Source organism: Neisseria sp. HMSC058F07, assembly GCF_001810035.1.
In the GTDB taxonomy this organism is placed as follows: domain Bacteria; phylum Pseudomonadota; class Gammaproteobacteria; order Burkholderiales; family Neisseriaceae; genus Neisseria; species Neisseria perflava.
The window spans coordinates 138,367-149,948 of sequence record NZ_KV799671.1 but is presented as its reverse complement, the minus strand read 5'-3'; the positions used below and the strand labels follow the sequence as shown (position 1 = coordinate 149,948).

Below are 11,582 nucleotides of genomic sequence, written 5' to 3'. Positions count from 1 at the left end.
CTGAAAATATGTTTTCAGACGGCCTTGATATAGGTGGATCAGCTTATCAGTCGATTTTGCGGAGAATTTCGCGTAGGGCTTTTTGCCAGTCGGACGGTTTGATACCGAATTCGGTCTCTAGGCGTGAGCAATCCATAATGCTGTATGCCGGACGCGGAGCGGGTAGGGGGTATTGTTCGGTGGTGATTGCGTTCAGTTCCGGAATGCGGAAGCTGTCGTCTAATTGGTGGGCGGTCTGAAAGATGGCTTTGGTAAATTCGTACCATGTTGCCGATTTATTGCCACAGTAATGGAAGATACCGCGTGGGGAAGTGGGCTGTTGCAATAAACTGATGATGGCATGAGCCAAGTCGCCTGCATAAGTCGGGCAGCCGGTTTGGTCGTGGACAATGGAGAGGGAATCGCGTTCTTTGGCAAGGTGCAGCATGGTTTTAACGAAATTGTTGCCGTATTCGCTAAACAGCCATGAAGTACGGACGATTGTACTTTCCGGATGCGCGGCTAAAGCCAAAAGCTCGCCCGCTACTTTGGATTGACCGTAAGTGCTGCGCGGATTGGTGTAGTCGGTTTCGCGGTAAGGGCATTTGCCTTCGCCGTCGAATACATAATCAGTGGAAATATGGATAAAGCGGGCGTGTGCGGCGCGGGCGGCTGCGGCCAGGTTGTGAACAGCGGTTGCGTTGACGGCAAAAGCAGCTTCAGCGTTTTCTTCTGCTTTATCGACGGCAGTGTAAGCTGCGGCATTAACGATGGCATCTGGTTGGAAGTTTTTGATCATGTGATGCACGGCTTCGGTATCGGTAATGTCCAGCGAAGTCGAATCGGTAGCAATCAGTTCCCAATCTTCGGGCAGGCGGTCGCGCAGACAACGGGCAAGCTGGCCTTTGGCTCCGGTCAATAAAGTACGCATGGTTGAGTATCTCCTCTGATAGCTGTTAAATAGGTGTTCGTGTCATTATAGTGTAAATACGACAAATTCACATTATTGGCGTAGAACAAAATGCGGATGTAGCTGTATTTGGGTAAATTGTCGATATTATCTATCCATAATAATAACTACTTATCGGTATTATGTTTGTTTACTATAACTATAGTTAAAATTCAGCTTTTAACAAGATAGATAAAGGATCTATGCTGTTTGAGAGAGTGTGAATCAATGTTAATGTTTTTATTGTTGCTAGGAGAATGGAATTTAAAAATAGGCCAAACTCCGTCCTTTTATCGGCAAATTCTACCGTTTGATATTTTTGAGTAAATATTTTGCAAAATATTACTAAAATAATAATTGGGCAAGGGCGGATTTGCTCGTTCCGTCAACCCAATATTTTATTAACTTTTGGGAGTAATTATTATGGCATACTGTTACGGGGGGTATTATACTAGACCCCTGGTTAGTTCTTACTGCGCACCCGCGCCTAAGGCTTCCTACTCTTCTTACTACTGCGCTCCTGCAGCAAAATCTTCTGTTTCTATCGGCAGCATCGCTAGCATTGCCAGCGTCGGCGTGTCAGTAGTTAACGCGGTAACCGGTCTGGTTTCTGCTATTGCGGCTTTCTGCCCACCGGCAAAAACTCCTAACTACAAATGTGTTCCGGTTTGCCCACCTTACAACTGCGATCCAATCAAACCGATCCCATGTCCAAAACCACAACCTAAACCTCAGCCTAAGCCTCAACCAAAACCTGAGCCTAAGCCTGAGCCACAGCCAGAACCGCAACCAGAACCAAAACCACAACCAAAACCTGAGCCTAAGCCAGAACCAAAACCTGAGCCTAAACCAGAACCTAAGCCAGAGCCAAAACCTGAGCCTAAGCCAGAACCAAAACCTGAGCCTAAGCCAGAGCCAGACTGCAAAGACTGTGTTGACGACCATAACCAAAACAACTCATACGGTCACGAAGACAAAAACCCAGGTAATGTCATCAGAGCTGAAGACTGCAAAGACGGCAACGTTATCCGCGGTACTGATGCTAAAGATACCATTTATGGTACTGCTTGCGAAGACATCATCTACGGTGGCAACGGCACAGACGTAATCTACGCCGGTGCTGGTAACGACACCATTTACGGCGATGCCGACGGTGACTCTCTGTACGGTGAAGAAGGTAAAGACTACCTGCAAGGTGGTGCCGGTAACGACTACCTGAACGGTGGTTCCGGCGCGGACATCATGCGCGGTGGCGACGGTAACGACGTTTACTTCGTTGACAATGCCAATGACCAAGTTATCGAGTACGGTAATGCACACGCCGGTATCGATACTGTCCGTACCGTTATCGACTACACGCTGACCGATCACGTTGAAAACCTGATTTTGCAAGGTATGCAAAACCTGAACGGTACTGGTAACTCTTTGAACAACAACATCGAAGGTAACGGCGGCAACAACCATCTGTACGGTTTGGCCGGCGACGACTGCCTGGTTGGTAAAGACGGTAACGACTACCTAGACGGCGGTGTCGGCAACGACATCCTGATCGGTGGTACCGGTAACGACACTTACTTCTTCGACAAAGGTTACGGTCACGACACTATCCGTGAGGAAAGCGGTAATGACACCTTGTTGTTCGGTAAAGGCGTTGCAGCTTCTGACGTATTGCTGAGCAAATCTGGTGCTAACCTGACTGTTTCTGTTGGTACTAACGACAGCATCACCATCGATGACTGGTTCACCGGTAACGATCACAAAGTTGAAAACTTCAAGTTTGCTGACGGTAGCACTTACCAAGTAACCGGCCACGGCGACTACTACTCTCTGTCTGCTGTGAACCAAATCCAAGATCAGACTCAGGCTCCTGCCATCTGATAGGATGATGGTTTTTAGGGTTTGTCCCTAAAATCAAAGTCTAAGGCCGTCTGAAACCGAGCTATAAGGTTTCAGATGGCCTTTATTTTGTAAACAATCTGACGAAAGATGCCAAATTGGGCTAAAATATCAAATTCTTCTGTTTACCAAAGAGATACCCGAAATGTCTGAAATCAGCTTGAAAAAAATCTACTCCGGCAAAGTCCGCGATTTGTACGAAATTGACGATAAATGTATGTTGATGGTTGCTTCCGACCGTCTGTCTGCATTCGATGTGATTTTGGATGATCCGATTCCGGGTAAAGGGGAGATTCTGACGCAGATTTCCAATTTTTGGTTTAAAAAACTGGCTCATATCATGCCTAACCATTTTACCGGCCAGACGGTTTACGATGTTTTGCCTGAAAACGAAGCCAAAGTTCTAGAAAAACGCGCCGTTGTGGCTAAAAAACTCACTCCGGTGAAAGTGGAGGCCATTGTGCGCGGTTATCTGGCAGGCAGCGGTTGGAAAGATTATCAAAAAACCGGTTCTGTCTGCGGCATTCAACTGCCTGAAGGTATGCAGGAAGCGCAGCAGTTGCCTGAAGTGATTTTTACGCCGTCGACCAAAGCCGCAGTCGGAGATCATGATGAAAACATCAGCTTTGAAGAATGCGAACGCATCATCGGCAAAGAGCTGGCGGCGGAAGTACGCGCCAAGGCGATTCAGCTTTACACGGAAGCGGCCGAATATGCCAAATTCCGCGGTATTATTATTTGCGATACCAAGTTTGAATTTGGTTTGGATGAAGAAGGTACGCTGACTTTGATGGATGAAGTATTGACGCCAGACTCCAGCCGTTTTTGGCCTGCAGACCAATACAAAGTCGGCACCAATCCGCCATCTTTTGACAAACAATTTGTCCGCGACTGGCTGGAGCAAAGCGGTTGGAACAAAAAAGCGCCTGCGCCTAAAGTGCCTGCCGATGTAATTCAGAAAACAGTCGAAAAATATCAGGAAGCATTGACTTTGCTGACTCAGGATTAATTTTTAAGTTTGAAGGCCGTCTGAAAGAGATATGTTTCAGACGGCCTTTTTATTGTATAAATACTGGATTTTAAGGATAGTTGCCTTTATAATCGAGAGTTGTTTTCAGCGACTGAAAGGCCGTCTGAAAGCTTGTTTATAACCTGCCGCACGGTCTGAAACCCTAACTATGCACATTCGGATTTTAGTGTGCATTATTAGTGTTTTAGCAGTGCGGTATTTTGAAAGGAACAATGATGTTCAATAAACACGTTAAGACCTTCCAATACGGTAATCAAACCGTTACTTTGGAAACCGGCGAAATCGCTCGCCAAGCCGCTGCTGCCGTTAAAGTATCTATGGGCGACACTGTTGTTTTGGTTGCCGTTACTACCAACAAAGAAGTGAAAGAAGGCCAAGACTTCTTCCCTCTGACTGTCGATTACCTCGAGCGTACTTACGCAGCAGGTAAAATCCCCGGCGGTTTCTTCAAACGCGAAGGCAAACAAAGCGAAAAAGAAATCCTGACCAGCCGTCTGATCGACCGTCCGATTCGTCCTCTGTTCCCTGAAGGTTTCTACCACGACATCCAAATCGTAGCGATGGTGGTGTCTGTTGACCCTGAAATCGATTCTGACATTCCTGCAATGCTGGGTGCATCTGCCGCGCTGGTGTTGAGCGGTGTACCGTTTGCCGGTCCGATTGGTGCGGCACGCGTGGGTTATGTAAACGGCGTGTACGTTCTGAACCCGACTAAAGCCGAATTGGCTAAATCACAATTGGACTTGGTTGTTGCCGGTACTTCTAAAGCCGTGTTGATGGTGGAATCCGAAGCCGACATCTTGTCTGAAGAAGTGATGCTGGGTGCGGTTGTTTACGGTCACGATCAAATGCAAGTGGCCATTAACGCCATCAATGAGTTTGCCGACGAAGTTAACCCGGAAGTTTGGGATTGGAAAGCACCTGAAACCAATGAAGAATTGGTTGCAAAAGTACGCGAAATTGCCGGCGAAACCATTAAAGAAGCGTTCAAAATCCGTCAAAAACAAGCGCGTTCTGCCAAATTGGACGAAGCTTGGAATGCCGTGAAAGAAGCGTTGATTACCGAAGAAACCGACACTTTGGCAGCCAACGAAATCAAAGGTATTTTCAAACATTTGGAAGCCGATGTTGTCCGCAGCCAAATTTTGGACGGACAACCGCGCATCGACGGTCGCGACACCCGCACTGTTCGTCCGCTGAACATTCAAACCGGCGTATTGCCGCGCACTCACGGTTCTGCACTGTTTACCCGTGGCGAAACCCAAGCTTTGGCGGTTGCAACTTTGGGTACTTCACGCGACGAGCAAATCATTGATGCGCTGTCCGGCGAATATACCGACCGCTTCATGCTGCACTACAACTTCCCTCCATACTCTACCGGTGAAGTGGGTCGCGTAGGCGCGCCAAAGCGTCGTGAAATCGGTCACGGCCGCTTGGCTAAACGTGCGTTGTTGGCCGTATTGCCAGAACCTGAAGATTTCAGCTACACCATGCGCGTGGTTTCTGAAATTACCGAATCCAACGGCTCTTCCTCTATGGCTTCCGTCTGCGGCGGCTGCTTGAGCCTGTTGTCTGCCGGTGTGCCTTTGAAAGCACACGTTGCCGGTATCGCTATGGGCCTGATTTTGGACAACAACAAATTTGCCGTCCTGACCGACATCTTGGGTGATGAAGACCATTTGGGCGATATGGACTTTAAAGTAGCCGGTACAACAGAAGGTGTGACCGCGCTGCAAATGGACATCAAAATCCAAGGTATTACCAAAGAAATCATGCAAATCGCTTTGGCTCAAGCCAAAGAAGCACGTTTGCACATCTTGGATCAGATGAAAGCCGCCGTTGCAGGCCCGCAAGAACTGTCTGCACACGCGCCACGTTTGTTCACCATGAAAATCAACCAAGACAAAATCCGTGATGTGATTGGTAAAGGCGGTGAAACTATTCGTTCGATTACTGCTGAAACCGGTACTGAAATCAACATCGCTGAAGACGGTACCATCACTATCGCTGCGACTACTCAAGAAGCAGGCGATGCAGCGAAAAAACGTATCGAAGAAATCACTGCCGAAGTGGAAGTGGGCAAAGTGTACGAAGGTACTGTGGTTAAAATCCTCGACAACAACGTTGGTGCGATTGTCAGCGTGATGCCGGGCAAAGACGGTTTGGTACACATCAGCCAAATCGCCCACGAGCGCGTACGCAATGTCAGCGACTATCTGCAAGTAGGTCAGGTTGTGAACGTGAAAGCATTGGAAGTAGACGATCGCGGCCGCGTACGCCTGTCTATCAAAGCTTTGCTGGAAGCACCTGCTCGCGAAGAGAAAGCAGCCGAATAATCTGATTATTCAGGCTTAAAACAAAAGGCCGTCTGAAATTTTCAGACGGCCTTTTGTTTATTTAAAAGATGAGTTTAAAAAACGGGTTTCGCCTTTACTTTGATTGAACGGATTACTACAATGCTTGCAATCTAATAAATATTTTAATCTCTCAAGGAGTATGCAATGAATGCTACACAATTAATCAGCCGGCTGACGCAAACCGTCGGTGAAAAATACATCATCACAGACCCGGCGAAAACCGAACAATACCGTCAAGGCTATCGTTTTGGCGAAGGCAAGGCGCTGGCAGTTGTCCGCCCGGGTACGGTGTTGGAAATGTGGCAAATCTTGCAGGCATGTGTTGAGGCTGATGTTATCGTGATTACGCAGGCTGCCAATACCGGCCTGACTGGCGGCTCGACTCCTGACGGCAATGATTACGACCGAGATATTGTGATTGTGAATACCATGCGTCTGAACATCATTCAGCCGATTAACAATAACGAACAGGTTGTCTGCCTGCCCGGTTCTACCTTGAATCAATTGGAGCTGCTGCTGAAACCTTTAGGCCGTGAGCCGCACTCTGTAATTGGTTCGTCCTGTATCGGCGCATCTGTATTGGGTGGCGTATGTAATAACTCCGGCGGTGCATTGGTACAGCGTGGTCCGGCTTATACGGAAATGGCCCTGTTTGCACAAATCAACGAAGAGGGTAAGCTGGAGCTGGTCAACCATTTGGGCATTGATTTGGGCGAAACCCCTGAAGAAATTCTGACCAATCTGCAAGGTTTCCATTATCAGAAAAAAGACATTGTTCAAAATGCAGGCAAAGGGCATGACCATGCTTATTGCGATCATGTCCGCCAAGTGAATGAACCGACTGCCGCCCGTTTTAATGCCGACCCTGCACGTCACTACGAAGCATCAGGTTGCGCGGGCAAGCTGATGGTGTTTGCCGTACGCTTGGATACGTTCCCACAAGAAAAACAGACTGCCGTTTTCTATATCGGTACAAATGATATTAATGAGCTGACCGATATTCGTCGTGCTGCTTTGAGCGAGTTTAAAAACCTGCCTATTTCTGGTGAGTATATCCATCGTCATGCTTTTGATATTGCTGCCGTTTATGGTAAAGATACTTTTTATATCATTAAGACGTTCGGTACCCACCAACTTCCGAAACTGTTTGATCTGAAGGCCCGTGTGGATAGATTCAGCAAAAAGATAAGTTTCTTACCAAAACACTTCTCTGATAAATTCATGCAACTGATCAGTAAGATTTTGCCCGATCACTTGCCGAAATCTATGCGCAACTATCGGGATAAATATGAACATCACCTGATTTTAAAAATGGGTGGCGAGGGGGTAGAAGAAGCGCGTGCTTTCTTGAAGGAATATTTTGCAACCCATGGCGGCGCATTCTTTGAATGTAATGCCGAAGAAACGCAGGCGGCTATGCTGCATCGCTTTGCTGTGGCTTCTGCCGCGATCCGTTACCGTTCTGTACATGATGATGAAGTAGAGGATTTGGTTGCACTCGATATCGCCTTGCGTCGTGATGATCGTGATTGGTTTGAAACACTGCCGCCCGAAATCGACAATAAAATCATCCATAAATTGTATTACGGACATTTTATGTGTCATGTGTTCCATCAGGACTACATCATTAAAAAAGGCAACGACTGTATGGCTTTGGAACATGAAATGCTCCATCTGCTTGACCAACGCGGTGCGCAATATCCTGCCGAGCATAATGTCGGTCATCTGTATGAAGCCAAGCCCGAGCTGAAACAGTTCTATAAAAAACTCGACCCAACCAACAGCTTCAACACCGGTATCGGTAAAACCAGTAAGAAGAAAAACTGGGCAGAATAAAGCGTAGTTAAAATAAAGGCCGTCTGAATATTTCAGACGGCCTTTTTATATGTTTGCTTATCAGAACAGATTACTGATGAAAATCAGCAGAATCACCAACGGCACGAGGTATTTCACATAGGCAAACCAGATATTGACCGTAGTATGGTTGCCTTTGTAGAGCAATTCGTCCTTCGCTTCATCTTTCATCACGAAACCGACGAACAAGGCAGAGCCGAGCGCGGTCAGCATAAACAGGATGTTGCCGCTGATATAGTCAAAAGCATCGAAAATGTTTTTACCAAACACGGAAATATCTTTCCATGGGCCGTAGCTCAAGATGGAAGGGATATTGCCGAAGATAAAAATACCTGTCAGTACGATGGTAATAGCCGCTGCGCGGCGGATTTTGGTTTTCTCCTGAATGGTCGTAATCAACACTTCATAAATGGTCAGAGAAGTGGTCAGCGCGGCAATCAGAAGCAGTGAGAAGAAAATCACTGCAAATACAGGGCCTGCCCACATATTGGAGAACACGATCGGCAGGCTTTGGAACACCAGCGTCGGGCCGGAGTTAGGGGCAACGCCAAAGCTGAAGAGGGATGGGAAAATCATAAAGCCAGCCAACACGGCAATCAAAGTATTGGTAATCGCGGTAATTACGGCCGTCTGAACCAGATTTTCGTTTTTATCCAGATAGCTGGATAACGTAATCATCACGCCGAAACCCAAGCTCAAGGCGAAGAATACTTGGCCCAAAACGAAGACGAACAGTTCGGCCGTAATTTTGCTGAAGTCAGGTTTCAGATAGAAGGTAATGCCTTCCATAGCGCCCGGCAGAGTAACGTTGCGCACGACCATGGCAATCAGGAATAAAAACAGCAAAGGCATCAGGTATTTTGCCGCTTTTTCAATACCGCCGATCACGCCTTTGACCAAGATCCATTGGTTTACGACCACAAATAGGAAGGTGTAAAAGGCAATTTCCCAAGGGCTGTTTTCGATGTGTTCGGTAAAGAAGCTTTTGGTAACTTCGCCGGAAACCGGGCTGGAAATATCCAAATTGCCGCCGATGATATTGACGATGTAACTGATGACCCAACCGCCGAGCACCATGTAATAGGCCATGATGCCGAATGCGCCGAGCAGGCCCATCCAACCGACCAATTTCCAAACTTTGGCAACGGGTTTGCCATTCATTGTGCCGCCAAACGTATCCAGCGCGTTCACGCCTTTACGGCGACCGATGACGTTTTCCACCAAGATCATCGGAATACCGATGACCAGCATGGCGATACAGAACAGAAACACATACGCGCCACCGCCGTTTTCACCAACCAGATACGGGAAACGCCATGTCGCGCCAAAGCCGACAGTCGCGCCGGCAACGGTAAGGATGTAAGTCAAACGGTTGGACCAGGTTTGACGGGGTTGATTGGAAGACATAAATACTCAGATGCATAAAAATAAAGACAACATTTTACCGCAAAGATTTAACGAATCTTGACTAAAGTCTGAAAAGAATATTAGTTAAAAAAACCATGTAATGGAGAATTTTTAGTGGGTTTCTCTGGTTTGCTTGGTATTGAAACCTGCAAACAGAGAATTTGTCTGAAGCGATATGAATGATTGAAAGAGCCGTAACGATAAAGGCCGTCTGAAAAGTGGGATATGGGAAAAAGGTTGTTGTGAGGATATTGGATAGCACTAAGGTGTGTTTTCAAGTATGTCGGCAACAAAGATGGTATTTATCTAAGGCCGTCTAAATAACATCCTGTAACCTTAGTTTGGATAGTTACCAATCGGTTTTCTTTCTATAAAACGATTTGTCTGAAATTGAAACAGCACAGATTGATGCGGAAGAGACGAGAAAGAGAAAAGGAGTAATGGCAATTTAATGAGTGGAGATGGGGTTTAGAAATGATGGCTTCTTTAGATAAGAAGGGCCGTCTGAAAGTACGCCTGTTTGGTTGCCAAATTTTAGATAAAAAAAACCATCTATACTAAGGGGAAAGTATAGATGGCCAAACACATTACGGGGAAAACGTCTTACTCACTTACTCACTTCTTTCGAAGCAAGTGTTACTCAGACAGGCGAATTATACAATAGTTCAGTCTTTACAGTGTTAAATTCTGTTAAATAAAAATGATAAGGTTTAGATGTTTGATTTTAAATGTATAAAAAATCCATATTGTTTAAAAAATTATCGAAAAAATTTGGAATTTTTTTAGATTTGGATAAATTTCCATTCTCCTGTGGCCAAATCATCGACATTCCAGTCGCCGAATTTCTCACGGTGGAGCTGTTCGACACGGTTGCCTGCGGCTGCAACCATGCGTTTGACCTGATGGTATTTACCCTCGGTAATGGTCATCATCAATGTGGTTGGGGCGGCTAATACTGCTTCGGCTGCGGCGACGGTTTCATTATCGTCATGCAGGAGAACGCCGTTTTTCAGTGTGGTGCAAAGGGTATCGTCGGCAGGATGTTTCAAAGTGACGCGGTAGAGCTTCGGAACTTTGTGCTTGGGCGAGGTAACTCGGTGGTTAAATTGCCCGTCGTTGGTAATAAGAATAATGCCGGTTGTGTCTGCATCCAAGCGGCCGACTGCCTGCATATCGATATTGCGCATGTGGTCGGGAAACAGACTGAAGATGCTTGGATATTGCTGAGGTTTGTGCGAAGTCTCGTAATCTGCAGGCTTATGAAGCAGAATGTAGAAATGGGGCATGGGGACGGCGGCAATTTCTTCGCCGTCAACAGACAGGGTGTGCACTTGAGACGGGTCGATATCGTCTTTGGCACGATTATGGATTTCGCCGTTGATGGCAATGCAGTCATTGTCTATCAGCCATTGGCATTGCTTGCGGCTGCCGAGGCCTTGTGATTGGATGTATTTGAGCAGTTGCATGGTTGGTTGAAAAGTAGGAAATGTTCAGACGGCCTTTATTGTACTGGAAAACCGGTGTTTAGGCCGTCTGAAAAGTAGGGGCAAAAAAATCGCCCCTTTAAAATTTTAAGGGGCGCAAAAGGAACACAAACCACTACCAAAAACTGTTACAGGGCAAATTCTCCTATTTGATGTGTTGCCGGATAAAGTGCTTTCATCAAGTCATGTGGTGAAAGCGAGAAATCTTTGCTGTTTGTCGTCAGACGGCCTTGCTGAGGCGTAAGTTCAAGCAATCGAGCGTTTGCCGACTGGATAAACTTGTTTTTCGTGCGCTGCATTTTTCTTTGCAGGGCGGAAACAACGCGGTTGTACAGACTGTCTTTTTGTTTGACTTCGCGTGTACCAGTAACCCAGCTCAAGCGTGTATTGCCGTCTTCATCTTCAATCAGCAGGATGCCGGTTTCTGATTGGGGCGATTTGCCCATACAAGGGAGCCAAACATAATATCGGCCATCTAAAGTAATGAATACTGCGTCGTGTACTTCGCACTCATCGCAACATTTGGTGGCGATCAAAGAGCGGATGGCTTGCTGGTGCAGTCTCAGAATGTCGAGGGAGACTTGCTTAAAAATACTTTCGGGCATTTTCTTCTCCTTTCATTCTGT

The 11,582-nt window shown here is 46.6% G+C and carries 8 protein-coding genes; 4 read left to right on the top strand and 4 right to left on the bottom strand.

The genetic code is table 11. The annotated features are described in order from the left end of the window. Positions 1-46: 46 nt before the first annotated feature. Positions 47-910, bottom strand: coding sequence for a dTDP-4-dehydrorhamnose reductase (gene rfbD / locus HMPREF2696_RS02815; RefSeq protein WP_070587723.1), 864 nt, complete (start codon positions 908-910; stop codon positions 47-49). Positions 911-1,351: 441 nt separating this feature from the next. Here rfbD and HMPREF2696_RS02810 point away from each other — a divergent pair, with 441 nt between their 5' ends. The 4 genes from HMPREF2696_RS02810 to dld all read left to right on the top strand — a co-directional run bounded on the left by HMPREF2696_RS02810 (position 1,352) and on the right by dld (position 8,047). Further along, positions 1,352-2,806: a calcium-binding protein gene (locus tag HMPREF2696_RS02810; RefSeq protein WP_371444204.1), complete on the top strand. Its 1,455-nt coding sequence runs from the start codon at positions 1,352-1,354 to the stop codon at positions 2,804-2,806. 163 nt (positions 2,807-2,969) lie between these two features. After that, positions 2,970-3,833 (top strand): phosphoribosylaminoimidazolesuccinocarboxamide synthase, encoded by an 864-nt coding sequence (locus tag HMPREF2696_RS02805; RefSeq protein ID WP_070587720.1) that lies wholly within the window; start codon positions 2,970-2,972, stop codon positions 3,831-3,833. Between the two features lie 233 nt (positions 3,834-4,066). Next, complete coding sequence (gene pnp, locus HMPREF2696_RS02800) at positions 4,067-6,190, top strand: polyribonucleotide nucleotidyltransferase (RefSeq protein ID WP_107697060.1); 2,124 nt, start codon at positions 4,067-4,069, stop codon at positions 6,188-6,190. A 165-nt stretch (positions 6,191-6,355) separates the two neighbouring features. After that, positions 6,356-8,047, top strand: coding sequence for a D-lactate dehydrogenase (gene dld / locus HMPREF2696_RS02795; RefSeq protein WP_070587717.1), 1,692 nt, complete (start codon positions 6,356-6,358; stop codon positions 8,045-8,047). A gap of 60 nt (positions 8,048-8,107) precedes the next feature. Here the strand turns inward: dld and HMPREF2696_RS02790 are convergent, their stop codons facing one another. From HMPREF2696_RS02790 to HMPREF2696_RS02780, 3 genes are all read right to left on the bottom strand, one after another. Next, positions 8,108-9,472: a sodium-dependent transporter gene (locus tag HMPREF2696_RS02790; protein ID WP_004519747.1), complete on the bottom strand. Its 1,365-nt coding sequence runs from the start codon at positions 9,470-9,472 to the stop codon at positions 8,108-8,110. 782 nt (positions 9,473-10,254) lie between these two features. Further along, positions 10,255-10,938: a pseudouridine synthase gene (locus HMPREF2696_RS02785; RefSeq protein WP_004519744.1), complete on the bottom strand. Its 684-nt coding sequence runs from the start codon at positions 10,936-10,938 to the stop codon at positions 10,255-10,257. A gap of 146 nt (positions 10,939-11,084) precedes the next feature. Next, on the bottom strand, positions 11,085-11,561 hold the full coding sequence (locus HMPREF2696_RS02780) for an NGO0322 family iron-responsive protein (protein WP_004519743.1): 477 nt from the start codon (positions 11,559-11,561) through the stop codon (positions 11,085-11,087). Positions 11,562-11,582: the final 21 nt, after the last annotated feature.

Coding starts and splice junctions, on each gene's coding strand:
- HMPREF2696_RS02780 (WP_004519743.1), bottom strand. CDS start 11,561: ATGCCCGAAAGTATTTTTAAGCAAGTCTCCCTCGACATTCTGAGACTG.
- HMPREF2696_RS02790 (WP_004519747.1), bottom strand. CDS start 9,472: ATGTCTTCCAATCAACCCCGTCAAACCTGGTCCAACCGTTTGACTTAC.
- HMPREF2696_RS02785 (WP_004519744.1), bottom strand. CDS start 10,938: ATGCAACTGCTCAAATACATCCAATCACAAGGCCTCGGCAGCCGCAAG.
- dld (WP_070587717.1), top strand. CDS start 6,356: ATGAATGCTACACAATTAATCAGCCGGCTGACGCAAACCGTCGGTGAA.
- pnp (WP_107697060.1), top strand. CDS start 4,067: ATGATGTTCAATAAACACGTTAAGACCTTCCAATACGGTAATCAAACC.
- HMPREF2696_RS02810 (WP_371444204.1), top strand. CDS start 1,352: ATGGCATACTGTTACGGGGGGTATTATACTAGACCCCTGGTTAGTTCT.
- HMPREF2696_RS02805 (WP_070587720.1), top strand. CDS start 2,970: ATGTCTGAAATCAGCTTGAAAAAAATCTACTCCGGCAAAGTCCGCGAT.
- rfbD (WP_070587723.1), bottom strand. CDS start 910: ATGCGTACTTTATTGACCGGAGCCAAAGGCCAGCTTGCCCGTTGTCTG.